The 26,305-nt window shown below is 74.4% G+C and carries 26 protein-coding genes and 1 riboswitch; of the genes, 8 read left to right on the top strand and 18 right to left on the bottom strand.

The features are described 5' to 3' along the window. Positions 1-36 precede the first annotated feature (36 nt). Entirely contained in the window at positions 37-936 is a 900-nt protein-coding gene (locus F6X53_RS10080) for a metal ABC transporter ATP-binding protein (RefSeq protein ID WP_150999887.1), read from the bottom strand. A gap of 379 nt (positions 937-1,315) precedes the next feature. On the opposite strand from F6X53_RS10080, the gene F6X53_RS10075 reads away from it, so the two are divergent. After that, positions 1,316-1,876 carry a Fur family transcriptional regulator gene (locus F6X53_RS10075; protein WP_150999886.1) on the top strand — a complete coding sequence of 187 codons (561 nt, stop codon included), beginning with the start codon at positions 1,316-1,318 and terminating at the stop codon, positions 1,874-1,876. An 11-nt stretch (positions 1,877-1,887) separates the two neighbouring features. On the opposite strand, the gene F6X53_RS10070 is transcribed toward F6X53_RS10075, so the two are convergent. Then, complete coding sequence (locus F6X53_RS10070) at positions 1,888-3,393, bottom strand: undecaprenyl-phosphate glucose phosphotransferase (protein WP_150999885.1); 1,506 nt, start codon at positions 3,391-3,393, stop codon at positions 1,888-1,890. Between the two features lie 493 nt (positions 3,394-3,886). Further along, positions 3,887-4,228: a heme-degrading protein HmuQ gene (gene hmuQ, locus F6X53_RS10065; protein ID WP_150999884.1), complete on the bottom strand. Its 342-nt coding sequence runs from the start codon at positions 4,226-4,228 to the stop codon at positions 3,887-3,889. Positions 4,229-4,687: 459 nt separating this feature from the next. Here hmuQ and F6X53_RS10060 point away from each other — a divergent pair, with 459 nt between their 5' ends. Continuing rightward, entirely contained in the window at positions 4,688-5,110 is a 423-nt protein-coding gene (locus F6X53_RS10060) for a helix-turn-helix domain-containing protein (protein ID WP_150999883.1), read from the top strand. 196 nt (positions 5,111-5,306) lie between these two features. Here the strand turns inward: F6X53_RS10060 and F6X53_RS10055 are convergent, their stop codons facing one another. Genes F6X53_RS10055 through cbiE form a run of 4 tightly spaced genes read right to left on the bottom strand, consistent with a single transcriptional unit; the run spans position 5,307 to position 9,082 of the window. Continuing rightward, positions 5,307-6,623, bottom strand: a complete 1,317-nt coding sequence (locus F6X53_RS10055) for a cobyrinic acid a,c-diamide synthase CobB (protein WP_150999956.1) — start codon at positions 6,621-6,623, stop codon at positions 5,307-5,309. 41 nt (positions 6,624-6,664) lie between these two features. Continuing rightward, positions 6,665-7,432, bottom strand: coding sequence for a precorrin-4 C(11)-methyltransferase (gene cobM / locus F6X53_RS10050; protein WP_150999882.1), 768 nt, complete (start codon positions 7,430-7,432; stop codon positions 6,665-6,667). Positions 7,433-7,457: 25 nt separating this feature from the next. Beyond that, a complete protein-coding gene (locus tag F6X53_RS10045) occupies positions 7,458-7,853 on the bottom strand; it encodes a cobalamin biosynthesis protein (protein ID WP_150999881.1) in 396 nt (131 codons plus the stop codon). Beyond that, positions 7,832-9,082, bottom strand: coding sequence for a precorrin-6y C5,15-methyltransferase (decarboxylating) subunit CbiE (gene cbiE / locus F6X53_RS10040; RefSeq protein WP_150999880.1), 1,251 nt, complete (start codon positions 9,080-9,082; stop codon positions 7,832-7,834). The genes F6X53_RS10045 and cbiE overlap by 22 nt, the downstream gene beginning before the upstream one ends. Here cbiE and F6X53_RS10035 point away from each other — a divergent pair. Then, positions 9,081-9,833 (top strand): cobalt-precorrin-6A reductase, encoded by a 753-nt coding sequence (locus F6X53_RS10035; protein WP_150999879.1) that lies wholly within the window; start codon positions 9,081-9,083, stop codon positions 9,831-9,833. The genes cbiE and F6X53_RS10035 overlap by 2 nt on opposite strands. 83 nt (positions 9,834-9,916) lie before the next feature. Here F6X53_RS10035 and cobJ read toward each other — a convergent pair whose 3' ends face one another. Genes cobJ through F6X53_RS09990 form a run of 9 tightly spaced genes read right to left on the bottom strand, consistent with a single transcriptional unit; the run spans position 9,917 to position 19,370 of the window. Beyond that, positions 9,917-10,687, bottom strand: coding sequence for a precorrin-3B C(17)-methyltransferase (gene cobJ, locus F6X53_RS10030; protein ID WP_150999878.1), 771 nt, complete (start codon positions 10,685-10,687; stop codon positions 9,917-9,919). Continuing rightward, positions 10,684-11,481: a precorrin-2 C(20)-methyltransferase gene (locus tag F6X53_RS10025; RefSeq protein ID WP_280526016.1), complete on the bottom strand. Its 798-nt coding sequence runs from the start codon at positions 11,479-11,481 to the stop codon at positions 10,684-10,686. The genes cobJ and F6X53_RS10025 overlap by 4 nt, the downstream gene beginning before the upstream one ends. After that, complete coding sequence (locus tag F6X53_RS10020; RefSeq protein ID WP_150999877.1) at positions 11,481-12,113, bottom strand: precorrin-8X methylmutase; 633 nt, start codon at positions 12,111-12,113, stop codon at positions 11,481-11,483. Before F6X53_RS10020 ends, F6X53_RS10025 begins: the two co-directional genes overlap by 1 nt. A gap of 4 nt (positions 12,114-12,117) precedes the next feature. After that, positions 12,118-13,497, bottom strand: a complete 1,380-nt coding sequence (cobG, locus tag F6X53_RS10015; RefSeq protein WP_150999876.1) for a precorrin-3B synthase — start codon at positions 13,495-13,497, stop codon at positions 12,118-12,120. Then, positions 13,494-16,796, bottom strand: coding sequence for a cobaltochelatase subunit CobN (gene cobN, locus F6X53_RS10010; RefSeq protein ID WP_150999875.1), 3,303 nt, complete (start codon positions 16,794-16,796; stop codon positions 13,494-13,496). Before cobN ends, cobG begins: the two co-directional genes overlap by 4 nt. A gap of 11 nt (positions 16,797-16,807) precedes the next feature. After that, positions 16,808-17,842 carry a cobalamin biosynthesis protein CobW gene (gene cobW / locus F6X53_RS10005; RefSeq protein ID WP_150999874.1) on the bottom strand — a complete coding sequence of 345 codons (1,035 nt, stop codon included), beginning with the start codon at positions 17,840-17,842 and terminating at the stop codon, positions 16,808-16,810. Continuing rightward, positions 17,839-18,273: a DUF1636 family protein gene (locus F6X53_RS10000; RefSeq protein WP_373875978.1), complete on the bottom strand. Its 435-nt coding sequence runs from the start codon at positions 18,271-18,273 to the stop codon at positions 17,839-17,841. Before F6X53_RS10000 ends, cobW begins: the two co-directional genes overlap by 4 nt. A gap of 4 nt (positions 18,274-18,277) precedes the next feature. Further along, positions 18,278-19,150: a CbtA family protein gene (locus tag F6X53_RS09995; protein ID WP_150999873.1), complete on the bottom strand. Its 873-nt coding sequence runs from the start codon at positions 19,148-19,150 to the stop codon at positions 18,278-18,280. Positions 19,151-19,172: 22 nt separating this feature from the next. Then, the gene (locus F6X53_RS09990) at positions 19,173-19,370 is read right to left on the bottom strand and encodes a CbtB domain-containing protein (protein WP_150999872.1); all 198 of its coding nucleotides are present in this window, start codon (positions 19,368-19,370) and stop codon (positions 19,173-19,175) included. 34 nt (positions 19,371-19,404) lie between these two features. Further along, positions 19,405-19,597: riboswitch (cobalamin riboswitch) on the bottom strand. Positions 19,598-19,681: 84 nt separating this feature from the next. Between F6X53_RS09990 and cobU the strand changes: the two genes are divergently transcribed. The 3 genes from cobU (at position 19,682) to F6X53_RS09975 (ending at position 22,411) form a co-directional block, all read left to right on the top strand. Continuing rightward, positions 19,682-20,212, top strand: coding sequence for a bifunctional adenosylcobinamide kinase/adenosylcobinamide-phosphate guanylyltransferase (gene cobU, locus F6X53_RS09985; RefSeq protein WP_191970777.1), 531 nt, complete (start codon positions 19,682-19,684; stop codon positions 20,210-20,212). Beyond that, positions 20,209-20,820: a cob(I)yrinic acid a,c-diamide adenosyltransferase gene (gene cobO / locus F6X53_RS09980; RefSeq protein WP_191970776.1), complete on the top strand. Its 612-nt coding sequence runs from the start codon at positions 20,209-20,211 to the stop codon at positions 20,818-20,820. The genes cobU and cobO overlap by 4 nt, the downstream gene beginning before the upstream one ends. A gap of 127 nt (positions 20,821-20,947) precedes the next feature. After that, positions 20,948-22,411, top strand: coding sequence for a cobyric acid synthase (locus F6X53_RS09975; protein WP_191970775.1), 1,464 nt, complete (start codon positions 20,948-20,950; stop codon positions 22,409-22,411). Between the two features lie 90 nt (positions 22,412-22,501). Here F6X53_RS09975 and cbiB read toward each other — a convergent pair whose 3' ends face one another. Next, positions 22,502-23,503 (bottom strand): adenosylcobinamide-phosphate synthase CbiB, encoded by a 1,002-nt coding sequence (cbiB, locus tag F6X53_RS09970; RefSeq protein ID WP_150999871.1) that lies wholly within the window; start codon positions 23,501-23,503, stop codon positions 22,502-22,504. On the opposite strand from cbiB, the gene cobD reads away from it, so the two are divergent. Continuing rightward, on the top strand, positions 23,480-24,523 hold the full coding sequence (gene cobD, locus F6X53_RS09965; protein WP_150999870.1) for a threonine-phosphate decarboxylase CobD: 1,044 nt from the start codon (positions 23,480-23,482) through the stop codon (positions 24,521-24,523). The two genes, cbiB and cobD, sit on opposite strands and share 24 nt — an antisense overlap. A gap of 3 nt (positions 24,524-24,526) precedes the next feature. Here cobD and F6X53_RS09960 read toward each other — a convergent pair whose 3' ends face one another. After that, positions 24,527-25,756, bottom strand: a complete 1,230-nt coding sequence (locus F6X53_RS09960) for an MFS transporter (protein ID WP_150999869.1) — start codon at positions 25,754-25,756, stop codon at positions 24,527-24,529. Between the two features lie 311 nt (positions 25,757-26,067). Here F6X53_RS09960 and F6X53_RS09955 point away from each other — a divergent pair, with 311 nt between their 5' ends. Continuing rightward, the gene (locus F6X53_RS09955; RefSeq protein WP_150999868.1) at positions 26,068-26,271 is read left to right on the top strand and encodes a hypothetical protein; all 204 of its coding nucleotides are present in this window, start codon (positions 26,068-26,070) and stop codon (positions 26,269-26,271) included. Positions 26,272-26,305 lie beyond the last annotated feature (34 nt).

Here is a 26,305-nt window from a genome sequence, read left to right as displayed (position 1 = left end):
AGCCGAATTCCAGGAAGGGCGCGAAGAGCTGGTCGATCACGCCGCGTCTCCGTGCCGGTGGGTGTGGGCGTGTGCCGGTCCGTGATCGGCGTGGTGGTGCGGGTCGCGGGTCGTCGCGTGGTCGTGCGCGTCGGCGAGCGCGTGGGAATGCCCGTGTTCTTGCCCGTGTTCTTGCGCGTGGTCATGCCCGTGCCCCGCATGGTCGCGGGCGCAGATCGCCGCGTTCTCGTCCCAGGCCTCCGAGATCCGGGTGGCGCGGGCGAGGTTGGCGGGGGTCAGGACGGTCCGGGTCGGGCCCCAGGCCACGGGCTCGCGGGCGAGGAGCAGGGTCGAGGGGAAATGCGCCCGCACCTGCGCGAGGTCGTGCAGGGCCGCCACGATGGTGCGCCCCTCCGCGTGCCAGTCCCGGATCAGGCTGACGAGATCGGCGGTGGTGCGAGCATCGATCCCCGTGAAGGGCTCGTCGAGGAGGATGACGCGGGCATCCTGCAGGATCAGGCGGGCGAACAGGGCGCGCTGGAACTGACCCCCCGAGAGCGTGCCGATCGGCCGGTCCTCGAACCCGTCGAGGCCCACCGACCGGAGCGCCGCCACGACCTCGGACCGGCGCCCGATCAGGCTGCGCCAGGCGCCGAGGCGCCGCCAGAGGCCCATGCTGGCGAGGTCGAGGACGCTGAGCGGGAAGCTGCGGTCGATCTCGTCGGCCTGGGGCAGGTAGGCGAGGGCCTCGCCCGAGCGCTCGACGCGCCCGTCGAGGGCCGGGATCTCGCCGACGATGCCCTTGAGGAGGGTCGACTTGCCGGCCCCGTTCGGGCCCACGAGGGCCAGGAGGTCGCCCGCTGGAATCGTGCCGTCGAGGTGGTGCACGGCCGGGTGGCGCTCGTAGCCGAGGGTGAGGCCGCGCAGGCCGATCGCGCCGGGGCGGAGCGCCGTCATGATCCGATCGCCCACAGGATCGCGAGCCAGAGAAGGCTCGACAAGGCCGCCGCGCAGGCTGAGCGCAGCCCGAGGCCGGCGCGGAAGAGCGAGGCACGGGGCAGGCTGGAGGTCCGGTCGGTTGATGTCACGGTGAGGCCGGTTCGGCGGCACGCGCGGGCGACCGCATGCCTGTCTCGTCGCCCGACGCCCCGCGGAGGATTTGCCGGGGGCTGAGCGGCGTCTTATATTCGGGGCTGATACACTGTAACACCCGCCGAGTTCAATCGGGGCCGGCGCTCCGGGCCCCCGCGGGAATCCGGGCGAGGGCCCCGCGGGGGTCTGGGCGAGGTCCGCGCGGGGTGCGACGCCCGCCCGGGCGGGTCATTCGGGGGATGAAATGCACGAGCATGCGGCCGCCCATGACGGGTGCTGCGGCGGCGTCGACGAGGCGCTGGCCCGCGCCGAGCGATTCTGCGGCGAGCGCGACCTGCAATTCACCCGCCTGCGCCGGGACGTGCTGCGCACCGTCGCGGCCGAGGGCAAGCCGCTCGGCGCCTACGACATCGCCGAGCGCCTGAGCGGGGATGGCCGGCGCGTCGCCGCGGTCTCGGTCTACCGGGCCCTCGACTTCCTGACCGAGCACGGCCTCGTCCACCGCATCGCCAGCCGCAATGCCTTCGTGTCCTGCGGACACAGCCACGGGGCGGGGGCGGGCCTCGTCTTCCTGATCTGCCGCAGCTGCGGGGGCATCGACGAGACCACCTCGCCCGAGATCGAGGACCAGCTCGGCCGCACCCTGGCCCAGGCGGGTTTCCGGCCGACGAGCCGCATCCTCGAGGTGGAAGGCGAGTGCGGCGCCTGCCTCAGCCGCGAGGGGCACGCGCAAGAGAGCGTTGCGCAGGAGGGGGCTGTCCAAGAGGGGGCCGCTCATGCGGCCGCCGTCCGGAAGGGCGCCTGAGGCGCCGCGCCTCAGAACGCGTTCCGGTAGGCGCAGGGCGAGATCACGGTCTGGACCATGATCCGGATGTCGAACCAGATCGACCAATTGTCGATGTAGTGCAGGTCGTGCTGGACCCGGCGCTCCATGTCGAGGTCGGTCAGGGTCTCGCCGCGCAGGCCGTTGACCTGCGCCCAGCCGGTGATGCCGGGGCGCACGTTGTGGCGGCGCGCGTAGAGGGCGATGCGGCGCTCGAAGCTGCGGTCATGCGCCAAGGCGTGGGGGCGCGGACCCACGAGGGACATCTCGCCCATCACCACGTTGATGAGCTGGGGCAGCTCGTCGAGGTTCGAGCGGCGCAGCATCGCGCCGACCCGCGTGATGCGGGAATCGTGGCGGCTCGCCTGCCGGAAGGCGGCGTTCTCCTCCACCTTCATGCTGCGGAACTTGAAGACCCCGAAGGGCTGCTGGTTGAAGCCGTAGCGCTTCTGCCGGAAGAAGACCGGCCCGGGGCTGTCGAGCTTGATCAGGACCGCGACCGCCGCGAGCAGCGGCGCGAGGAGCACCAGGGCCGTGAGCGCCACCACGAGGTCGAAGGCGCGCTTCAGCAGGATCTCGCCGAGATTGAGCGGACGCCGCCCGATATTGATGCCCGACAGACGGCCGACGCGGGAGATCTGCATGTCGGGGAAGCGGTCGAGCACCGTCCCGGGGCGCAGGTGCAGGGCCGCCGGCACGCGCAGGAAGGCATCGATGCAGCGCTCGACATCGGCGGTCTCGGCCCAGGGCACGAGGATGAAGACGTCGTCGGGCCGCAGGAAGCGCACCACCGACACGGCGAGGTCGAGATCCTCCGACATCTGCGCCAGGCGGGTGGCGGCGTCGGCGGCCGGGTCGATCCGGCGCAGGTAGCTGGTGCCGATGACGCGCAGGCCGAGCGCCTCGGCATCGTTGCTCGCGTAGAAGCGCGCGATGTCCTCCTCGTAGCCCACGAGATGGACCCGGCTCACCGAGGCCGAGGCCGGCGTGATGCCCCGGCGCACCAGGGCGATCATCCCGGCCCGCATGCCGAGCATCGCCGGCAGCCCGACCACGAACAGGGTCACGGCGACGACGCGCGAGAAGTCGGTGGTGGTCTTGGTGGCGAAGCCCAGCACCAGCACCACCGCCCAGGCCGCGAGCCAGAGCGTCGCGGCGCGGCGCAGATGGGGCTTCAGCGCCAGCGCGTTGTCGATGCTGTACTCCTCCCGGAACAGGTTCGTCAGGAGGACCACGATCGCGATCAGGCCGGAGATGCGCAGGCTCCGCGCCTCGTGCATCGGGATCAGCTGACCCGTCATGGCATAGTAATAGGCGGCCTCGATCAGGAGGCCGGTGCCGCAGATCGTCAGGAAGTCGGCGACCGCCACGCTGGCGGAGATGCCGAGACGGAACGCGGCCCGGCTGCGGCGCGGCAGCAGCGAGGCCCAGACGTCGCGGCGGCGCGGCGCGCCGGCCGGAAGCGTCTCGTAAGTCTCGGGAAGACGTTCGTGAAACATCGGGCGCTATGTTCCGTCATGAACCGGATGATGTCCCGAACTGAAACAAGTCTGCCGTCAGTCCCGGATCTCCGAGACGTCTGCGCAAGCTTCAGACCTCGATGTGGAGTACCGATTCAGAGCGTCCCGCCCGTTTGCGCGAGTAGTGGTTTCACGCAACACGCGCAACATGCCGAAAATGCGCATCGGGCGGCGCGAGGGCGGCGCGCGGCCGGGTTCGCGAAGAAAAATCTCCGCAGCGCAAACAGGTTAATGAATTCTTGATGCTGTTCGTGCGGTCGATCACATAATCGTGAACGTTTGCACGATTGTGGACAGACAGGCGTCGCCGGCCTGCCGCGACGTGTCCCGGACGCTCCCGCGCGCCGGGACGAGGCTCCGAAGCAGAAGCGCGCCGTCGGCGAGCCCGGCCTCCGGACTCGCCGCGCGGCGCCGGTCCCGGGGCCGAATCATCCGGCCTCGGGCGCGCGAAGGTGCGCGAAGGTGGGCCGCGTCAGGCGGCGTCGGCCGAGCCCGCCTCATCCTGCGCGACGGTCTGGATCGTCTCGAATCCCTCGAATTGCGGGTGCCCGAGATAGAGCGGCTTCGTCGTCGGCACCCGGCTATGGGCCTTGCGGAACTGCTCGGACCGGGTCCAGGCCTCGAAATCGGCCTTCGAGCGCCAGATCGTGTGCGACGCGTAGAGGACGTGGTCCTCGTGCTCGGGCCCGCGCAGCAACTGGAACTCGACAAAACCTGCCATTTCGCCGAGGTGGCTGTCGCGCCCGAGCCAAACTTGCTCAAAATCTCCGGTCGCGTCCTTGACCACCTTGAATCGGTTCATGGCAATGAACATCGGTTCGTCTCCGTTCGGTTTCGTTGTGGAATGAATACACCAGGACCCTAGCGATGATCTCGGCGTCCCGGAACTCGGCGCATTGCCGCGACAGATGCTGCATCCGTTCGGATGAGACTTCCATCTCGACGGCCAGGACGGTCACTTCTCAGCACTTATTGTCCATCATTTCAGTGAGATGAAGTTCCGTTAGGCTTGCATTTGTTAAGCCGTTCGTGGTCAAGTTGTTGCTGAGGCAACCGTCCGCGGGCCCGCTCGAACCTCTCGTGTCGATCACGTCGGTGTGATCGACGGGCGCGGGTTTCGCGGTGAAATGGCCGGATGCCGCCGGGATCAGGGTGGTAGGTCAAGTGCCGCCGCGCGTTCGTGTCCCGGATCGTGCCGTTCTATAACGCATGTTCGTCTCGCCAATGGTCCGGTGGCGGGAGGGGCACACTCGCAGAGGGACCAGTCTGAACCATGATGCCCAAGCAGACCACCGACGTCGACCGCCTCGTCGGCATCCGGATCACGGCGTTGCGCAAGGCCCGCGGCATGAGCCAGACGGCGCTCGGCACCGCGGTCGGGGTGACCTTCCAGCAGGTTCAGAAATACGAGAAGGGGCAGAACCGCGTCGGCGCCGGGCGCCTGCGCGAGATCGCCCGCCTCCTCGAGGTGCCCGTCTCCGCCTTCTTCGAGGAGAACGAGAACGGAGGCCAGGGCCAGGAGGACGTATTCGGCTTCCTCAACGCCCATGGGGCGATCGAGCTGCTGCGCGCCTACGCGCTGATCCAGGACGATCAGATGCGCCGCGACGTGCTGGCGATCGTGCGCACCGCTTCCAAACTCGGCCAGGTGCCGGTTCAGGCCGCCATCGCGGTGGCGAGCCCCGCCGAGGCCTGAGCCTCGCCCAGGCTTGAGCCGCGCCGAGGCTTGAGCCTTGCCCAAGCGTGAGCTTTGCCCGAGGGTGAACCTCGCCCAAGCGTGAGCTTTTCCAAAGGGTGCCCTTTGCCCGAGCCCCGAGCTGTGCCGAAGCCGGAACGCGGCCTCGGGCCCGCTCGGGCTGTGGCCCGCCGGGGCGGGCGCTGACCGCCCGCGCTCAAGCCCCCGCGATCAGGTGAAAGAAGCTTCCCGTGACGTGGCCGCGCCTGTGGCCGGCGAGCCCGCGCGGCACGCCTTCCGCGTCGGTCACCTGCGCCAGCGCGTTCGCGGCGACGGGGGGCTCGGTCAGCTCGCTCGCGTAGTGGAATTCGTGGCCGACGCAGCGGCTGCCCGCGCGCCCGAGCACGCCGTCCGCGAGCAGCGTCGCGACGCGGTAGCCGAGATGGAGCTTGCGGCTCCGGTAGGAGGTCGCCACCGGCAGGAGGCCCGCCATGGCGTGGGTGATCCCCGCCGCGTCCTCCAGGCCCTCGCCTAGCACCATGTAGCCGCCGCACTCCCCGTGGACGGGCTTGCCCGCCGCGAAGCCGCGCAGGCCCCCGAGGAAGCGCGCCGCCGCGGCGAGCCGCCCCGCATGCAGCTCCGGGTAGCCGCCGGGGAGCCAGCAGGCGTCGCAATCCGCCGGCGGGGCCTCGTCGGCCAGGGGGGAGAACGCCACGATCTCGGCCCCCGCCGCGCGCCAGCCCGCCGCCATGTGCGGGTAGAGGAAGGAGAAGGCCGCATCGGAGGCCACCGCGATGCGCTGGCCCGGGGGCCGGGACGGGGCGCCCGCCGCCCCGGGCGGACCGGCGCCGCCCGCGCAGGCCAGGATGGCGTCGAGGTCGAGCCCGGCCTCCGCGAGATCGGCGAGCCGGTCGAGGCGCGCGTCGAGATCCGAGGTCTCGCGGGCCTGCACGAGGCCGAGATGGCGCTCGGGCAGGACGAGGCTCGCATCCCGCATCAGGGCGCCGAGAACCGGGATCCCGACGCGCGCGAGCCCCGCCTCCACGAGGCGCCGGTGGCGCGCGCTCGCGACCTTGTTCAGCACCACGCCGGCGATGCGCAGGCGCGGATCGTAGCGGGCGCAGCCGAGCGCCACGGCGGCGGCCGATTGCGCGGCGCCCGAGACGTCGAGGACGAGCAGGACGGGCCAGCCGTAGCGCGCCGCGATGTCGGCATTGGCCCCCGTGCGGCCCTCGCCCGCCACGATCCCGTCGAACAGCCCCATCGAGCCCTCGGCCACGACGAGGTCGGCCCGCTCCGTCGCGAGGGCCGCCACCGCATCGAGCAGGGCGTCCGGCATCGCGAAGCTGTCGAGGTTGAAGCTCGGATGCCCGGTGGCGGCCTGGTGGAAGGCCGGGTCGATGTAGTCGGGCCCGCATTTCGCCCCGCGCACGGCGAGGCCGCGCCGGCGCAAGGCCCGCATCAGCGCGAGGGTCACGGTGGTCTTGCCCGAGCTCGACCGGGGGGCGGCGACGAGGAGACCCGGCGCGTTCATGCCAGACGCGTTCATGCCAGACGCGCTCATGCGAGGCGCGGTCATGCCGGGCGGCCGGTCGGGCGGAAGCGGCGATCATAATCGGTTGCGTAGAGCGCGCTCTCGCGAAAATCCCCCGGGGCGAGGGCGGGCCCGACCAGGATCAGGGCGGTGCGCTCCAGACCCGACTCCGCGACCGCCCGCGCGATCGTGGCGAGCGTGCCGGTGAGGACGCGCTCGTCCGGCCAGCTCGCCCGGAACACCACCGCGACCGGGCAATCCGGCCCGTAGAACGGCGTCAGCTCGGCCACGACCTTGTCCGTCACGTGGATCGAGAGGTGAAGCGCGAGCGTCGCCCCGGTCGCCGCGAAGGCCGCGAGGGTCTCGCGCTCCGGCATGGCGCTGGCCCGCCCCGAGGTGCGGGTGAGCACCACCGACTGGGCGAGGCCCGGCACCGTCAGCTCGCGCCCGAGCCGCGCCGCCGCGGCCGCGAAGGACGGCACCCCCGGGGTCACCGTGTAGGGGATGCCCAGGGCCTCGAGGCGGCGGGTCTGCTCGGCGAGCGCGCTCCAGATCGAGAGGTCCCCCGAATGCAGCCGCGCCACGTCTTCGCCCCGGGCATGCGCCGTCGCGCAGGCCTCCACGATCGCGTCGAGGTCGAGGGGCGCGGTGTCGATGAGGCGCGCGCCCGGCGGGCACCAGCCCAGGATCTCGGGGGCCACCAGGGAGCCGGCATAGAGGCAGACCGGGCAGGCCGCGATGCGGTCGCGTCCGCGCACCGTGATGAGGTCGGGGGCGCCGGGGCCGGCGCCGATGAAATGGATGGTCATGGGCGGGCGACGATCATGGAGACGATCATGGGGCAGGCCGCGCGAGGGCGCAGGTGGCCCCCGCGCTGGCGATGCGGGGAAGGATGAGGCGGGCGCCGTCGCCGGCGGCCGCAAGCGCCGCGGCCTCCGCGAGGGAGCCGAGGCCGCGCAGGCGCTCGATCCGGGCCGAGCGCGTCGGGACCCGGGCGTCGACGGCGGCCAGCGCCTCCGGCGCGACGCCCACCGGCACCAGCCCGAAGGCCCGGGCCGCCGCGCGGCAGGCCGGCTCGTCGGCCCGGTCGGCCGCGGTGGCGAGCGCGAGGAGGCCCTCGGCGGCGGCCGTCTCGAGCGCCCGCCGCAGGAGCGCGACGATCTCGTCGGCCGTCGTGCCGCGCCGGAAGCCGATCCCCGCGACGACGCTCACGGCTTGCTCCAGGCCCATAGGGTCACGGGCATGGCCGGGCGCCAGCCATGCAGCCCGCCGACCGGATCGGCGCGGGCGACCGAGAGGCGCCGCAGGCTGCCGCCGCGCTCCGCGAAGGCGGCGAGCAGCACGGCCTCGGCCTCCAGGGTCACGGCGTTGGCCACGAGGCGCCCGCCCGAGGGCAGGGCGTCGAGGGCAGCGGGCAGGAGGCCGGGCGCGCTGATCCCGCCGCCGATGAAGACCGCGTCCGGGGGGGCCAGGCCGGCGAGCGCCGCCGGGGCCCGGCCCTCCACCACCGCGAGGTCCGGCACCCCGAGCGCCTCGGCGTTGCGCCGGATGCGCGCGGCCCGCTCGGGCCGGGCCTCGATGGCGACGGCCCGCATGGCGGGGTGGCGCAGCATCCACTCGATCGAGACCGAGCCGGCGCCGCCGCCGATGTCCCAGAGGCGCTGGCCGAGGCGGGGGGCGAGGGCCGCGAGGGTCACGGCCCGGATCTCCGCCTTGGTGAGCTGCCCGTCGCTCGCGAACCACGCATCGTCGAGGCCGGGCGCCAGCGGAACCACGCGGGCGCCGGGCTCCGCCGCCACCGTGATCGCCAGGGTGTTGAGCGGGTCGATGCCCGCGAGGTCGAAGCCCGCCGCGGCCGCGCCGCGCAGGCGCTCGCGCGGCCCGCCCATCGCCTCCAGCACCGTCAGGGTCGAGGCGCCGAAGCCCCGCTCGCGCATCAGGGCCGCGATGGCGGCCGGGGTGGTCTCGTCCCAGGACAGGACGAGGAGGCGCGCGCCCGGCTGGAGATGGGGAACGATGCGGGCCAGGGCCCGGCCGTGGAGCGTGAGGCAGGCGCATTCGGCGAGCGGCCAGCCGAGGCGGGCGCAGGCGAGGCTGAAGGCGGAGGGCTGGGGAAAGGCCCGGATCTCGGCCGCCGGCACGAGGCGGGCGATCTCGGCCCCGATGCCGTAATGGAACGGGTCGCCGGTGGCCAGGATGCAGGTCGGCCGGCCCCGCAGCGCCAGGATCTCCGGATAGGCCTGCGTGATCGGGCTCGGCCAGGGGCGGGTCTCGGCGTCCAGCGGGCCGGCCAGCGCGAGGTGGCGGCGCCCGCCATAGACGATCCGGGCGCCCGCGAGCGCGGCGGCGGCGGCGGGCGCGAGGCCCGCCCGGCCGTCCTCGCCGATCCCGACGACGGAGAGCCAAGGCGCCGCGTCCCGGCTCGACACGGGCTCAGCCCTCGTGGACAAGGCGGCCATGCGCATCCTCATCCTCGGCGGCACCGGCGAGGCGAGCACCCTGGCACGGGGCCTCGCCGGCACGCCCGGCCGCGACGTCACCCTCTCGCTCGCCGGCCGCACCGCGTCGCCGAAGCCCGAGCCCGTCCCGACGCGGACCGGCGGCTTCGGCGGGCCGGAGGGCCTGGCCCGCCACCTCGCCCGCGAGGGCATCGGCCTCCTCGTCGACGCGACCCATCCCTTCGCGGCCCGGATGTCCCGCAACGCCGCGCTCGCGGCCGCGCAAGCCGGCGTGCCGATCCTCGCCTTGCGCCGCCCGGCCTGGACGCGCCAGCCGGAGGATGCCTGGACGGAGGTCGCCGGCATGGCGGAGGCGGTGGCCGCGCTCGGGCCCGCGCCCCGCCGAGTCTTCCTGACGATCGGCCGGCAGGAGCTCGCGGCCTTCGCGGCCGCGCCCCAGCACGATTACGTGGTGCGCACGATCGAGCCCGTCGGCGCGATGCTGCCGGTGCCGCGCCTCACGCTGCTGCAGGCGCGCGGGCCCTTCGACGCAGCCACCGAGGCGGCGTTCCTGGGGAGCGCCGGCATCGAGATCGTGGTCAGCAAGAATTCCGGGGGGGCTGCCACCTACGGTAAGATCCTGGCCGCGCGCCGCCTCGGCCTGAGGGTCGTGATGGTCGCGCGGCCCGAGAAGCCCGCCGTGCCGCAGGTGCCGGATGCGGAAGCCGCGCTCGCCCTGATCCTGTCGGGGGCGGCCCTCGCCGGCGGGTGAGCGGAGCCCGTCACCGCGCCGGTCCGGGAGAGGCCGCGCGCGCGACGCGGACCGGGCGCGGGGGCCTGTCGCGCCACCATTCATCACGCCGGCTCCGCTTCGGGCACGCTGCGGGGGGTGTAGACGTAGGGCCGCAGCTCGGGCCCGCGCTGGATCAGGCGGGTGGCCGAGGCCCCGATGATCACCAGGGTGGCCATGTCGGCCGGGGCTTCGCGGGCCTGCGCGAGGGTCAGGACCCGGATATTCTCGTCGGGCCGCGACACGGCGCGGGCCAGCATCACGGGGGTTTCGGGTGCCCGGATCCCGGCCGCGAGGGAGAGCGCCGCGCCGAGCTGCCAGGGGCGGGCCGAGGAGATCGGGTTGTAGAGCGCCACCACGAGGTCGGCCCGCAGCACGGCGTCGAGCCGGGCCGTGATCACGTCCCAGGGCTTGAGGTTGTCGGAGAGGGAGAGCGCGCAGAAATCGCCCCCCAGGGGCGCCCCGAGCCGGGCGGCGGCGGCGAGCATCGCGGTGATGCCGGGCTCGACCGTGATGGGCAGGTGCCGCCAGGCGGGGTCGCCTGCCTCCACCGCCTCGAACACGGCCGCCGCCATGGCGAAGACGCCGGGATCGCCCCCTGAGACCACCGCCACGCGCCGGCCGGAGGCGGCGAGTTCGAGGGCGTGGCGGGCGCGGTCGACCTCGACGCGGTTGTCGCTGGCATGCCGGCGCAACCCTGCGCGCTCGGGCACGCGGGCGACGTAGGGGATGTAGCCGATCAGGTCCTCGGCCGCGTCGAGGGCGGCCTGCGCGGCGCCGGTCAGCAGGCGCGGGTCGCCGGGGCCGAGGCCGATGATCGCGACGCTGCCGCTCACGGCCGCCGCCCCTCGCCGGGCACCAGCACCATCGAGAAATAGGGCGCCTCGTCGTCGGGCTTGTCGGCCAGCGCCTGCACGCGCTCCCCCGCCATGGTGCCGCGCTCGACATAGACCGCGCGGGCGAGGAGCCCGGCTTCGGCGAGGGCTGCGCGCACCTTCGGCAGGTGGCGGCCGAGCTTCATGATGACGGCCGCGTCCGTGCCGCGCAGGCGCTCCGCCAGGGTCGCGGCCGGCAGGGTCGCGGGCAGGACCGTCAGGACGTCGTCGCCCCAGGTGATCGGCGTGCCGGCCCGGGTCCAGCAGCCCGACATGCCGGTGACGCCCGGCACCACCTCCACGGGGAAGCGGTCCTTCAGGCGCCGCCAGAGATGCATGAAGGAGCCGTAGAAGAAGGGATCGCCCTCCGACAGGATCGCCACGTCGCGCCCGGCGCCGAGATGGTCAGCGAGCTGCCCCGCCGCGTCGTCGTAGAAGGCCGCCAAAGCCGCGACGTAGTCGGCATGGTCCGGCGGCAATTCGGTGGTGTAGGGATAGGCCAGCGGGAATTCGCGGGCGGGATCGCGCAGGATCGCGTCCGCGATGGTGCGGGCATTGCCGCGCCGGCCCTTCTTGCAGAAATGGACCAGCACCGGCGCCCGCTCCAGCACCCGCATGGCCCGGACCGTCAGGTATTCCGGCTCGCCCGGTCCCATCCCGACACCGTAGAGGGTGCCGGTGGTGACGGTTGCCGGGGCCTCCGATGCCTCCGAGGCGGCCGGGGCCGCCGGCGGGATGCGCTCGCCCGCCTCCATCACTCGACCTCGTTCGCCAGCGCGTTGACGGCGGCCGCCGCCATGGCGCTGCCGCCGCGGCGCCCGTGCACGACGCAGAACGGCACCCGCCCGTCGCGCGCGAGCGCCTCCTTCGATTCCGCCGCGCCGACGAAGCCCACCGGAATCCCGATCACGGCGGCTGGCGCGCCGATCCCCTCGTCGAGCAGTTCGAGCAGGCGGAACAGGGCGGTGGGCGCGTTGCCGACCGCGACGACGCTGCCCGGCAGATGCGCGCGCCAGAGCTCCATGGCGGCGGCCGAGCGGGTCGTGCCCAGGGCGGCGGCGAGGTCCGGCACGCGCGGGTCGCCGAGCGTGCAGATCACCGGGTTGTTGGCCGGCAAGCGGGCACGGGTGACGCCGTCGGCCACCATGCGCACGTCGCACAGGATCGGGGCGCCGGCCCTGAGCGCCGCCTCGCCGGATGCCGCGAAGCTGTCCGAGACCTCCACGTCGCGCGGCAGGTCGGTCATGCCGCAGGCGTGGATCATCCGCACCACCACGCGCTCGGCGGCGCCGGTGAAGCGGGCGAGGTCGGCCTCGGCGCGGATCATCGCGAAGGAACGGGCATAGATGGCTTGCCCGTCGCGCAGGTAATCGAGGCGCGAGCTCATGGGTTCAGGTCCTGAAAGCGTGATCGAGGCCAAGGGCGGAATCCGCCCTCCTTACGCGCTCCAGCGCCGCCTCGAAAGTGAGTTGCATCGCCGGCTCGTCGCCCGGCGTCCCGCCGAGCACGACGCCGTAGCGGCCCTGCAGGCCCACGAGGGTGAGGGCGGCCGCGCCCGGATGGGCGCAGCCCTTGGGGCAGCCCGAGACATGGGCGGTGAGCCCCCGCGCCGCGAAGGGCCGGAAGGCCTCGGCGAGGCGGGCGGCGTCCAGGAGCGTCGGCGTCGAGCCGGAGGCGCAGGCCGGCGCGCCCGGACAGGCCGCGACCGCGCGGCGCGGGTCGTCGGGTTCGGTGACGAAGCGCTGCGCTCTCAGCGCTCCGAGCGCGGCTTCGGCCGCGGCGCGGCCGGGGGCGAGGAGCACGAAGCCGCGCGTCGGCGCGAGGCGGATCTCCGCCGTCCCGAGCCCGTCCGCGATCGCGGCGAGCCGGTCGAGCGCGTCCGCGCCGCAGCGCCCGAACGGGGCTTGCGCCACGAGGGCGACGCGCCCGTTTGCCAGCGGGATCAGCCCGGCGGGCAGGCCGGCGTCGCGCAACGCCTCTCCCGTGCGGGCGAGGTCGGCTTCGTGAGGCGATCGCTCCGGGGAGACCTGTCCGCGCACCCGGTCTGCTTCGCGAGCAAACCTCTCCCGAGCGGGCGCGGGGACGTTCGGCGGCCCTGCGCGGCGCGCGACCTCGGCCCGCTCGGCCTCGCTCAGGTCGCGCATCCGCCGCCCGCCCGTCGCCGCGAAGGCCGCGAGGGCGGCGGCTGCCGCCTCGGAGAGACAGGGTTCCGCGACAGGTCCGAGCCAGAGCGTGCCGTCCTCCGCCGCGAGGCCGAGGGCCGCCGCGCCGGGGCCGGTCGCGCGGATGAGCAGATCCGCGCCGGTCTCGCCGAGGCGCCGGCGCGGGCCCTCGACCGTCACGAGGGTCTTGGCCGGCAGCCCGGAGATCGCGAGGCCGCGCGCCTCGATGGCGCGGGCGAGGCCCGCGACGTCGAAGCCCTCGTCCGGATCGAGCCCGGCGAGGGGATGGGTCAGGGTCAGGCGCTGCGGCCCGCCGTCGCGGCGGGCATCGCCGAGGCCGGCGGCCTCGAGGGCGGCGGCGAGGGGGCCGCGCGTCTCGTCCCGGACGCCGCGGACCTGGAGGTTGGCGCGGGCCGTGACGTCGACATGGCCGTTGCCGAAGCGGCGGGCGGCGTCGGCGACGGCCCGGGCCTGCGCGGGGCTGAGCACGCCGCCCGGGGGATGGATGCGGGCGAGCAGCCCGTCGCCGGTCGGCATCGGGCGGGCGAGGCCCGGGCACCAGCCCCGGCGCGCGGGCGCCGCGGGCGCGATTCGGCGCGGCGCGCTCACTCGGCGGCCTCCCGCATCAGCTCGTCGGCCGCGCGGGCGTTGCGGCGGGTCCGCCAGAGGCCGCGCGCGCGGGCCTCGTCGAAGCGTTCGAGGATCGCGCGGGTCGCGGCGGGATTGGCCGCGCGCAGCGCCTCGAACACCTCCGCGTCGGCGATCCAGGCGCCGTAGAGCCGGTCGAGATCGGCATCGCTCACCGCATCCGTGGCGGCGGCGAGCACGAAGACCGCGTCGAGGCCCTGCGCCAGCTCCTGCGCGCCCCGGTAGCCGTGGCGGAGCTGGGCGGCGATCCAGCGCGGATCGGCGAGGCGCCCCCGGATCAGGCGCGCCGCGTCCTCGCGGGCGGTGCGGGCCCTCGGGGCCTCCGGGTTCGCGACGTCGAGGCTGTAGAGGGCGGGCGCCGCGCCGGTGAGCCCGGCGGCGGCCGAGAACCCGCCCATGGCGTCGACGGCGGCGTCCCCGTCGAGGAGGTCGCGCTCGGCCACGTCGAAGGCGTGCAGGTAGGCATCCGCCCCGGCGACGCGCGCGGCGAATCCCGGATCCGCCCCCTCCTGCGCGCCCCCATAGGCGTGGGTGGTGGCCGCCAGATAGGCCCGGCCGAGATCCGCCCGGTCGGCCCAGGCCCCGTCGAGGGCGGTCTCGGCCGCCCCCGCGCCGTAGCGGCCCGGCGCCGCGCCGTAGACCCGGGCCCCGGCCTCGCCCCGGCGGCGGGCGGCGGCGAGCGGGTTCTCGGCATCCTCCTCCTCGCGGGCCGCGACCGCGCGGGCCGCCCGGTCGAGGAGCGCCAGCGTGTCCGGGAAGGTGTCCCGGAAGGCGCCGGAGACCCGCAGGGTCACGTCGATGCGCGGCCGGTCGAGAAGCGCCAGCGGCAGCACCTCGAACCCGGTGACCCGCGTGGTGGCGTGGTCCCAGGTCGGGCGCACCCCCATCAGCGCGAGGGCGTGGGCCACGTCCTCGCCGCCGGTGCGCAGCGTCGGGGAGGCCCAGAGATCCATGACGATGCGGGCCGGATACTCGCCCTCGTCCTGCAGGTAGCGGGTGACGACCGCCCCGGCCGCCTTGGCGCCGAGAAGGGCCGCCGCCCGGGTCGGGATCGCGCGCGGGTCGAGGGTGGTGAGGTTGCGCCCGGTCGGCATCACGTCCTGGCGCCCGCGCGAGGGCGAGCCCGCGGGGCCGGGGGGCACGAAGCGCCCCGCCAGCGCGGCGAGCAGGCCCGCGCGCTCGGCCTCCGCGCAGGCCCGCGCGGCGTCCGGCGCCTCGTCGGGCGCCCGGCCGAAGACGTGCAGCCCGTCGCGGAACACGGTCTCGCCGAGGTCGCAGAGATGCGCGTCGAGGGCCGTGAGCGCGTCGGCCATCGGGGTCTCGGGGGTGATGCCGGCCCCGTCGAGGAGCCCCGCCGCCTCCGCCTCGTCCAGGATCGCGCGGGCGATGAGGGCGGCGCGGCGCGGGTCGAGCACGCTCGCGGCGGAATATTCCTCGACGAGCTCGCGCAGGCGCGCGGCCTCGGGGGAGAGGGCGGCCGTGCCGGTGCGCGGCGTCAGGTGGCCGAGTGCGATGCCGCCGAGCCGCCGCTTCAGGGGCGCGGCCTCGCCCGGGTCGTCGACGATGAACGGGTAGATCACCGGCAGCGCCCCGACGGCGCGGGCCGGCCAGCAATCGGGCGAGAGCGCGACCGCCTTTCCGGGCAGCCACTCGGTGGTGCCGTGGGTGCCGAGATGGATCAGCGCGTCGTAGCCGCCGCGCAAGCCGAGATAAAAGGCGAGATAGGCGTGCGTCGGCGGCTCGTCGGGGTCGTGATAGCCCGCCTTGCGGTCGAGGCTCCGGCCGCGATCCGGCTGCAGGAATACCGCGAGGGCCGAGCCTCTCGCGATCGCTGCGGGAAACCGGAACGCCCCCTCGCGGAGAGCCGGGTCGGCCTCGGGCGCCCCCCAGCGCGCCAGGAGTGTGTCGCGGGCCGCCTCCGGCAGGCCGTCGAGCCAGAGCCGGTAATCGGTCAGCGGCACCGCGAGGCCCGGCCCGGTCCCGGTCAGCGCCCGCATCAGCGCGCCGGCCTCGGGGATCGCGCCGACGGCGTAACCGGCCTCGGCGAGGTCGAGGAGGATCGCCCGCGCGCTTTCCGGCGTGTCGAGGCCGACCGCGAATCCGGCGCGGCCGCCCCGGGCCGGGTAGTCGGAGAGCACCAGGGCGACCCGGCGCTCGCCTGCGGGCCGGCGGGCGAGGCGGACCCAGGCGGCGGCGCGGTCGGCCAGGGCCGCGATGCCGCCGGGATCGGGCACGGCGCGGCGCTCGGCGAACCCCATGACCTCCGGAGCCTCCACCTTGAAGGCGATGGGGAAGCCCGCGAGGCGGCCGTCGAATTCGGGGAGCGCGACCTGCATGGCGAGGTCGGCGGCGTTGAGCCCCCGCGCAGAGGCGGCCCAGGCCGCGCGCGGACCGCCGACCGTGTAGGCCTGCAGGACCGGACAATCGGCGGCGTCGAGCACGAAGCCCCCGTCCTCGCGGGCCGAGAAGGCGGTCGCGGCCACGATCACGTCGGGCCGGCGCATCGCCAGGGCGGCGCGCAGGGAGGCCAGCGCCTCCGGGTCCTTGAGGCTCGACACCGCGTGGATCACCGGGGCGAGCCCCCGCGCCCGGAGGGCCTGGGCCAGCGCCGCGACCGGCGCGCCGTCCCCCGCCAGCACGGCCGAGCGGTAGACCAGCAGCAGCGCGAGGGGCGCGTGCCCGGCCGCCGCCTGCGCGGTCTCGGGCGCCACCGGCCCGCAGCCGGGGCACCAGGGGAAGCCGCGCGGCAGGGGCGCCGGCGCCTCGACCGGCCCCGGATGGCCGATCTCGGCCGCGACCCGCCCGAGCATGCGGCGCAGGTTGTCCGGGCCCCCGGCCCGGAAATAGGCGTCGAGGGCGGGGGCGAGGCCGGGGCGCGTCGAGAGGGCGTCGAGGCGCGGGTCGGGCCGGTCGTCGCCGGGCAGCACCGCGAGTGCGACCCCGTGGGCGCGGGCGGCGGCATGGGCCCGCTCGATGCCGTAGCGCCAGTAATCGAGGCCGCCGAGGCAGCGGATCACCACCGCCCTGGCCCGGGCGATCACGCCGTCGACGTAGAGATCGACCGACATCGGGTGGCGCAGGCGCGCGAGCTTGGCGAGCCGCAGCGAGGGCAGCCCGGGCCGCTCGGCATGCGCGCGCGCCACCCCGTGGAGGTCCGAATCCGTGAACGAGAGGAAGACGATGTCGCCGGGCTCCTGCCCCAGATCGACCGCCGCCTCGCCCTCGTCGAGCGAGATGGTGTCGACGCGCAGGAGATGCATGGCCCGCTATATCATCCCGCGAGCGCCGCCGCGACGGCACCCTGGTCGAAGCCCCTGAGGCCGATCACCACGAGGCGGCCGTCGCGGGGCTCGGCGGGCTTCCAGGGCCGGTCGAAATGGTGGGCGATGCGCCGGCCCACCCCCTGGACCACGAGGCGCATCGGCTTGCCCTCGATCTCGGCGAAGCCCTTGATGCGCAGGACGCCGGGCGTCTCGGCCGCCCGCTCGACGCGCGCCGCGAGGTCGCCCGCCGTCACGGCCGGGCGGATCGCCAGCGCCACCGTCTCGAAATCGTCGTGGTCGTGGTCCTCGCCCTCGCCGTGATGCGAGGGGCGGGCGTCGAGGTCGTCCTCGGCGGCGGCGCCGAGCCCGAGCAGCACGCGCGGGTCGATTGCCCCGTGGGCGGTCTCCACCACCTTCACGGCGCGGGGCAATTGCCGCTCGATTTCGGCGCGGACCCGGGCCAGGGTCCCGCCGTCGAGGAGGTCGGCCTTGTTGAGCACCACGAGGTCGGCGCAGAGGAGCTGATCCTCGAACACCTCCTCGAGGGGGTTGTCGTGATCGACCGAGCGGTCGGATTCGCGCTGGGCGGCCAGCGCCGCCGGGTCCTCCGCGAAGGCGCCGGAGGCCACGCCCGGGCCGTCCACGACCGCCACGACGCCGTCCACGGTCACCCGCGAGCGGATCGCCGGCCATTGGAAGGCCTGGACCAGGGGCTTGGGCAGGGCGAGGCCCGAGGTCTCGATCAGGATGTGCTCCGGCGGCTCGGCCCGCTCCAGGAGCTGGTTCAGGGCCGGCACGAAATCATCCGCCACGGTACAGCAGATGCAGCCGTTCGGCAGCTCGACGATCTGGTCCTCGCCGCAGCCCGCGATGCCGCAGGCGGCCAGGAACGAGCCGTCGAAGCCGACATCCCCGAACTCGTTGACCAGGATCGCGAGGCGCCGGCCTTCCGCCCGCTCCATCACGTGGCGCACCAGCGTCGTCTTGCCGGCCCCGAGGAAGCCCGTCACGATGGTGCACGGGATCTTCTGCACGATGCTCATTCGGCTGCCTCCGGCAGGTCGGGTGCCGCGCGCGGCGGGAAGGCGGGGATGCGGGCGACGACGCCCTTGCGGAAGGCCTCCGGCCGCGCCCGCCAGGGCACGATCCCGTCGGGGGTTCCGGCATAGAGGCCGATCCCGTCGAGGATGGTCGCGGCGGACGATTCCGCGTCGAGATCGCCGTAGACGTAGGTCCAGCGCCCGGCCGAGGCGACCGCCACCGTGCAGGGCCGCTTGCAGACCGAGAGGCATTTCACCGGCTCGATCCGCAGGCCCGGCACCGGGGCCGCCCCGAGGCGCGCCGCGAGCGCCGTCATCAGGCGGGCGCCCGCGCGGATCTCGGCGCCGTCGCCCTCGGCCCGGCAGGTGGTGCAGACATAAAGCACCACGGGCTCGGGCGGCATGGCGAGCGGATCAGGCACGGGATCAGGCATGGGATTAGGCATGGGCCGCCGCCGGGGCGGTGCGGCCGAAGGCGGCCCAAGCCCAGCCGAAGGCGAGGCCGATCGTGGCCCAGAACACGAACGCGATGGCGAGCGAGCGCGCGGCGAATTGCGCGGCGAGGCCCGCCGGCAGGGGCGAGGCCGTCGCGGCCACCTCGGGCGCGCCGGCGATGTGGGGCGCCACGACGAGCACGAGGCCGCCCAGGATGGTGATCGGCACCCGGCGGATCGCCATGAGGTAGAGGCCCATGGCGGTGGAGGCCGCGGTCATCAGCCACCAGGCCTGCCGGGCGGCGAGCGGCGCCGCCTCGCTGCCGGGCAGTTCCGGGGGCAGGCCGAGCGCCGGCGCCAGCGCCACGGCGAGGAACCCCGCCACCGCGAAGCCGAGGGCGCGCTCGGGCGTCGGCACCCGGCCGCAGGCGAGCATCACCGCGCCGAGCAGGAGGGCGTAGCCGACGCCGCCGATCAGGGTCGCGAGGCCCGTGAAGGCCATGCGGGGCAGGCCGGGGCCGGGCTGCCACGCGGGCGCCGCGTTCCCGGATTCCTGCCCGGATCCTTGCCCGGAATCCTGCCCGGACCCTTGGCCGGACCCATGGTCGGCCCCGTGGCCCGAATGGGCATGCGCCAGCACGATCGGCAGGGGGCTCGCCGGATCTTCGGCGCGCGTCCGCGCGACGCGCGCAGGCAAGTCGAGACCAGGCAAGTCGAGTTCAGGCAAGTCGAACGCCGGCAAGTCGAGCGAGGCGTGCGTCTCGTAGCGCTCGGCCGCGATGATCAGCGGCGAGGTGAGGGCGAGCTGCAGGCCCGTCGCGACGACGGCCGCGAGGAAGCCGGCGACCAGGGCCGCCGACAGAAGCCGGATGATCATGATGCGCTGAGGCGTCGCGCGATCAGTGGCAGGGAAAGTTCTGGGTGTGCCGGAAATCGTGCGCGGCGTTGTGCAGCGCCGAGGCCGGCGCGAAGCCCGCCAGGAAGACGAGGCCGAGCCCGAGGAACGCCGCGATCGCGACAGCCGCACGGCCCTCGTTCGCGCGAAGGCCGGTGGTGCCGAGGGACTGGGTGCCGAGCGTCTGAGCCGTCGTGGACATCGTCATTCTCCAGCCGCCCCGCCGGCGGCGTTCGAGGATTGCGCGGGGGACGGCAGGTCTCCTGGCTCGCGGATCGCTGCGCCTGCCGCCTTCCCGGCTCGCGCCGGTGGCCGTCTGGCAGGAGCTAACCACTCACAGTTGCGGGGGCAGCCGCGGCCTCGAGGCGAACCTCTCACCGCATTCCCTTTTCACCCCGTCTGCGGGGCACCGTCCGAACAGGCTTCTACCCTGTCGCGCGCCGGCGCACAACGCGAAGGATTCGCGAACCGGCGCGCTTTGACCCGCGCCCCCCGCTCGGGCAAAGGAGCCCGATGCTTCAGGCCCCAACCCGGATGATCCTGGTGCTCGGCGGCGCGCGCTCGGGCAAGAGCGCCTACGCGGAGGCGCTGATCGAGGCCGAGCCGGGGCCCTGGCTCTACCTCGCCACCGCCCAGGCCTGGGACGACGAGATGCGGGCGCGCATCGCCCTGCACCGGGCCCGCCGCCCCGAGGGCTGGATCACCCGGGACGTGCCGATGGCGCTCGCGGAGGCCGTGGCCGGGTCGACCGGCCCCGTCCTCGTCGATTGCCTCACGCTCTGGCTCACCAACCTGATCCTGGCCGAGGCCGATGTCCCGGCCGCGAGCGCGGCCCTCGTCGAGGCCTGCGCGGCGGCGCCGGGGCCCGTCATCCTGGTCTCGAACGAGGTCGGCCTCGGCATCGTCCCGGAGAACGCCCTGGCGCGGCGCTTCCGCGACGAGGCCGGGCGCCTGCACCAGCGCCTCGCCGCGCGGGCCGAGCGCGTCGTCCTCACGGTGGCGGGCCTGCCCCTCGTCGTGAAACCCCCCGGAGGAACCCCGTGAGCACCGAGACGAGCGACGACGCGCGCCATCGCGAGAAGATGGAGAAGCGCAAGGCCGTGCAGGATGCCGAGGTGGCCGCCAAGACGATCGAGAAGGGCCTGCTCATCGTCAATACCGGCCCGGGCAAGGGCAAGACCACTGCGGCCCTCGGCCTCGCCCTGCGGGCGCTCGGGCGCGGCCGCCGCGTCGGCATCGTGCAATTCATCAAGGGCGCCTGGGACACGGGCGAGAAGCACGCGCTCGCGGCCTTCGGGGAGCGCGTCGCTTGGCACACGATGGGCGAGGGCTTCACCTGGGAGACGCAGGACAAAGCCCGCGACATCGCGGCCTGCCGCGAGGCCTGGGCCAAGGCCCTGGAGCTGATGGCCGACCCGACGATCGGCCTCCTCATCCTGGACGAATTGAACATCGCGCTGCGCTACGATTACCTCGACCTCGACGCGGTGGTGGGCGCGCTCCAGGCCCGCCGCCCCGGCCTCCACGTCGTCGTCACCGGCCGCAACGCCAAGCCGGCCCTGATCGAGGCCGCCGACCTCGTCACCGAGATGGGCAACGTCAAGCACCATTTCTCGGCCGGGGTGAAGGCGCAGGAGGGGATCGAGTTCTGATGCGGGCGTCGGCGCCTCCCGCCAGCGGGCCGCTTTCAAAGGCGGGCCCGCGCGGCCGAGCCCGCGCGGGCGGCCTCCGGACGGCCCGGCGCGATCCGGCGCCCGCGACCCTGCGCGGAGGCGCGCGATGACCCGCGCCCTGATGATCCAGGGCACCGGCTCCGACGTCGGCAAGTCGCTGATCGTGGCCGGGCTCGCCCGCGCCTTCGCGCGCCGGGGCCTGCGGGTGCGCCCGTTCAAGCCGCAGAACATGTCGAACAACGCCGCCGTGACCCAGGATGGCGGCGAGATCGGGCGGGCGCAGGCGCTGCAGGCGCGGGCGGCGGGCGTCGCGCCCTCGGTGCACATGAACCCGGTCCTGCTCAAGCCCCAGAGCGAGACGGGATCGCAGGTGGTGGTGCAGGGCCGCATGGTCGCAACCGTGAAGGCGCGCGACTACCAGGCCTGGAAGCCCCGCCTGATGGCCAGCGTGATCGAGAGCTTCCGGCGGCTCGGCGCCGAGGCCGACCTCGTGCTGGTGGAGGGGGCGGGCTCGGCCTCCGAGGTGAATCTGCGGGCCGGCGACATCGCCAATATGGGCTTTGCCCGCGCCACGGGCACGCCCGTCGTGCTCGTCGGCGACATCGACCGGGGCGGCGTCATCGCGAGCCTCGTGGGCACCAAGGCGGTGATCGATCACGAGGACGCGGCGATGATCCGCGGCTTCCTGGTCAACCGCTTCCGCGGCGATCCGAGCCTGTTCGCCGACGGGATGGCGCTGATTTCCGGGCGCACCGGCTGGGAGGCGCTGGGCCTGATCCCGCATTTCCCCGACGCGGCCCGGCTCCCGGCCGAGGACGTGCTCGGCCTCAAGGGCTCGGCCGGGGGCGCGACCATCGTCGCGGTGCCGGTCCTGCCCCGCATCGCCAATTTCGACGACCTCGACCCCCTGCGCGCCGAGCCCGGGCTCTCGGTGGTGTTGGTCCATCCCGGCACGCCGATCCCGGGTGACGCCGCCCTGGTGCTGCTGCCCGGCTCCAAGACCACGATCGACGACCTCGACTTCCTGCGGGCGCAGGGCTGGGACATCGACATCCGGGCGCATCGGCGCCGGGGCGGCCGGGTGCTCGGCCTCTGCGGCGGCTACCAGATGCTCGGCCAAACCCTGAGCGACCCGCACGGGATCGAGGGCGCGCCCCGCACGGTGGCGGGCCTCGGCCTCCTCGACGTCGAGACCGTGATGACGCCCCTGAAGCGCCTGGAGGCGGTGCAGGGCACCAGCCTGCCCGACGGCCTGCCCTTTGCCGGCTACGAGATGCATGTGGGCGACACGGCCGGCCCCGACGCCGCCCATCCGCTGCTGCGCTTTGCCGACGGCCGCCCCGACGGGGCGGTCTCGGCCGACGGGCTCGTGGCCGGCACCTACGTGCACGGCCTCTTCGCCGACGACCGCCAGCGCGCCGCCTGGCTGGCACGCCTCGGCAGCGCGGCGACGGGCGCCTCCTACGAGGCCGGCATCGAGGCCGCCCTCGACGGCCTCGCCCGCCACATCGAGGCGCACGTGGATTGCGACCGGCTGCTGGCGCTGGCGGGTCAAGCGCCCGCGGCTTAGGAAACAAGCGCCCGTGGCATAGAAACGAGCGCCCGCGGCTTAGGAAGCAAGTGCCCGCGGCTTAGGAAGCAAGCGCCCGCGGCCTCGGCCTCAGGCACGCACCAGCAGCAGCCCGCCCGCGCCGGCCACCACGAGGGCAAAGAGCCAGATGCAGGCGGTGCGGTAGAGCGCCAGCGCCCGCTCCACGTCGGCGGGGCCGGCCTCGGCCCGCCCGTCGCCCATCCAGGCATCCGCCACGCGCGTGCCGCCATAGATCCGGGGACCGGCGAGCCGCAGCCCGAGCGCGCCCGCCATCGCGGCCTCGGGCCAGCCGGCATTGGGCGAGCGGTGGCGCCCGGCATCGCGCAGGACCGCCCGGAGCGCCTCCCGCGCCGAGGCGCCCGGATGCAGCGCCGCCGCCGCGACGATGAGCCCCGCCGAGAGCCTTGAGGCCGGCAGGTTCACGAGGTCGTCGAGGCGGGCCGCGGCCCAGCCGAAGGCCTCGTGGCGCGGGGTGCGGTGGCCGATCATGCTGTCGGCGGTGTTGATCGCCTTGTAGAGGGCCCCCCCGGGCAGGCCGCCGAGCCCGATCCAGAAGGCGGGGGCGACGATCCCGTCCGAGAAGTTCTCGGCGAGGCTCTCGATCGCGGCCCGGCAGATGCCCGCCTCGTCGAGGGTTTCGGGGTCGCGCCCGACGATCATCGCGACGGCGCGGCGCCCCCCGGGCAGCCCCGCGGCCCGGAGGTCGCGGGCAACCCGCGCCACGTGGTCGTGCAGGCTGCGTTGCGCCGGCAGGCTGGCGCAGAGGAGCGCGACCAGGAGGACGCCGCCCGCCGCGCCGGCGCCGGCCGCCAGCCGCGTCAGCGCGGCCGCGACCGCGCCGGTGCCGACGATCAGGACCAGGAGCGCCAGCACGCCGCCGGCCCGGCGCCGCGCCGGCCCGCCGCGGTTCAGCCCGGCCTCGAGGGCGGTGATCGCGCGCCCGATCCAGGTGACAGGGTGCCCGACCGCCCTGTAGAGCGCGTCCGGATAGCCGGCCGCCGCCTCGATCGCGAGGGCGAGGGCCAGGGCAGCGAGCGTGTCGGGCGGATGGAAGAGGGCGGTCCAGGACATCTGTTATCGCTGCGGGCGGACCCGGCCGGGGCGGGCGCTGCCGCGCCGATCGCCCATGGGGGCGACCTCGACGCGGCGCGGCGCCTGTTCCCGGGGGCTCCGGAGCCCTGGCTCGACCTGTCGACGGGGATCAATCCGGTCCCCTATCCCTGTCCGCCGCTCGAGGCCAGCCTGTTCCGGCGCCTGCCCTCGGGGGCCGACCTCGCGGCCCTGCGGCGCGCCGCCGCCGCGGCCTACGGGCCCGCGCCCGACGCCGTCGTGCCGGCGCCCGGCACCCAGATCCTGATCGAGACGATCCCGCGCCTGATGCAACCTTCCCGAGTGGCGGTCGTCGGGCCCACCTATGCCGAGCATGCGGCGGCCTGGATCCGGGGCGGCCACGCCGTCGCGACGGTGCCGGATCTCCGGCAGGCCGAGGATGCAGAGGTCGTGGTCGTCGTCAATCCGAACAATCCGGACGGAATCGTGCACTCCGTGCATGATTTGTTCCGTGTGGCGGAGCGGCTCTCGGCGCGCGGCGGCCTCCTCGTGGTGGACGAGGCCTTCGCGGATCTCGAGCCGATCGAGAGCCTCGGGCCCCGGCTCCGCCCCGGGCTCGTGGTCCTGCGCTCCTTCGGAAAGACCTACGGGCTCGCGGGAATCCGCCTCGGCTTCGCCCTGGCGGAGCCCGCCTTCGCGGCCCGCCTCACCGCGGCGCTCGGGCCCTGGGCGGTCTCGGGCCCGGCCCTCGCGATCGGGCGCGCCGCCCTCTCGGACGAGTCCTGGCGCCGCGCCGCCGCCGCCGCCCGGCAGGCCGACGCCGCGCGCCTCGACCGCATGATCGGCCGCGCCGGGGGCCGTCCGGTCGGCGGCACGGCGCTGTTCCGGACGGCCGATTTCCCGTGCGGAATCAGCATGTTCCGCCGTCTCGGCGAGGCCGGGATCTACGTACGCCGCTTCGAGTCCGCGCCCGACCGGCTGCGCTTCGGGCTCCCCGCCGACAAGGCGGAGTGGTGCCGCCTGTCGCGGATCCTGCGCTGAGGCTCAAGGCCCGCCCGCGCTCCGGGCCGGGTGCCTGTCGCGCAAGGCCACCAGGGAGGCCAACCCCGCCAGGACGAGGCCGACCGTGCAGACGCCGGACCACCCGACGAGCAGGTAGGCCTGCGAACCCGCATAGGCGCCGAGCGCCCCGAACACGAACATCACGGTGAACAGTACCGTGTTGATCCGCCCCCGCGCCCCCGGAACCAGCGCGTAGGCCCGGGTCTGGTTGGCGATGAGTGCCCCGTTCAGCCCGATATCGATCAGCAGCACCCCGATCACCACCGAGGCCAGCGATCCCCATCCGGCGAACCAAAGCACTGCGAAGGCTGCGAAAACCATCACGCTACCGCCCAGCACCACGGGCCGCGCCCCGCGCCTGTCGGCAAAACGCCCCGAGAGCGGCGCCACGAAGGCGCCCGCCACGCCGATCACCCCGAACAGGCCGGCCCCGGCCGCCGTGAGATCGAAGGGCGGCGCCTCGACGAGGAGCGCCAGCGTCGCCCAGAAGGCGTTGAAGCTCGCGAAGAGCAGGGCCTGCGACAGGCTCGCGGTGCGCAGCACCGGCTGGGTCCGCACGAGGTAGAGGATGGAGAGCATCAGCGCGCGGTAGCGCAGGGGCCTCGTCTGCGGCGTGCGCGGCAACGTCGCGGCGGCGATGCCCGCCATCACGAGCGCCACGCCGGCGGCGGCGAAGAACACCGCCCGCCAACCGAATTGCGCGCCGACGAGGCCGCTCACCGTCCGGGCGAGCAGGATGCCGGTCAGGAGCCCCGTCATGACCTGCCCGACGATCCGCCCCCGGCTCGCATCCGGCGCCAATTCCGCCGCGAAGGGCACGGCCTGCTGCGCCGCCGACGCGAGAATGCCGATGACGAGGCTCGCCAGCGCCAAGAGTCCGAGATTCGGGCTCGCACCCGCCAGGAGCAGGGCGAGGCTCAGGCCGAGCAGCTGCCCCATGATGAGGCTGCGCCGCGGCAGGCTGTCGCCGAGCGGCACGAGGCCGAGGATGCCGAGCCCGTAGCCGACCAGGCAGGCGGTCGGTATCCAGAGCGCCGCACGGTCTCCGAACTCGGCCACGAGCAGCCCGAGCAGGGGCTGATTGTAGTAGATGTTCGCCACCGCTCCGCCCGCGATCAGCGTCAGGCCGAGGCGTGCACGCGCGGACAGCCCCTCTCCCGTCGCGCTCACGGGCAGGTTCCCGAGATCGGCCGGCGTGCGATCGGCAGGCATGCGGGCAGCATCGGCATGGCGCGGGGACTCCATCGTCCGGAAGGCGGAGCCCTTCGCCTAGGCCGGGCTCCAGCACCTTGGCAACCGCAGTCAGGGTCCATGGGTCCAGAGAGGCCAGACCGGGACGGCCTTCAAAATCCGGGGAAGGGTCCCCACATCCGAATCGGCGCGGCGCGCGGAGAGATCGCTCGTGCGATCCGCGGCAGGCCCTTGGAAACCTTGTGGTTTCAGGGTCTCATACCGTCACGGCAGGTCGGTGATCACCGATTCGCTGCCGGGTCGCGGTCTCGTGACACAACAGGGAGTTCCGCATGCAGAACTACCGCATTCATTTCGCCAAGCAGATCCTCGGCGTGCCCTTCACGGTGGGCTCCGTCGGAATTCTGCGGGCACGCGATCCCGAGCGGGCACGGCGCGCCGCGGAATTGCGCTTCGCCCGCCATCACGGCGTCGAGGATTGGCGGGAACGCGCCGACCACTCGGAGATTGAGGCGCAGAATGGTGGACGCGCCTGAACGCGCGATCATGCGTGCCGCGCAGGTGGATCCT

It is taken from the genome of Methylobacterium soli (genome assembly GCF_008806385.1).
GTDB classification, from domain to species: Bacteria; Pseudomonadota; Alphaproteobacteria; order Rhizobiales; family Beijerinckiaceae; genus Methylobacterium; species Methylobacterium soli.
The sequence above is the reverse complement of the archived record's forward strand: the minus strand, read 5'-3'. Positions and strand labels throughout refer to the sequence as shown.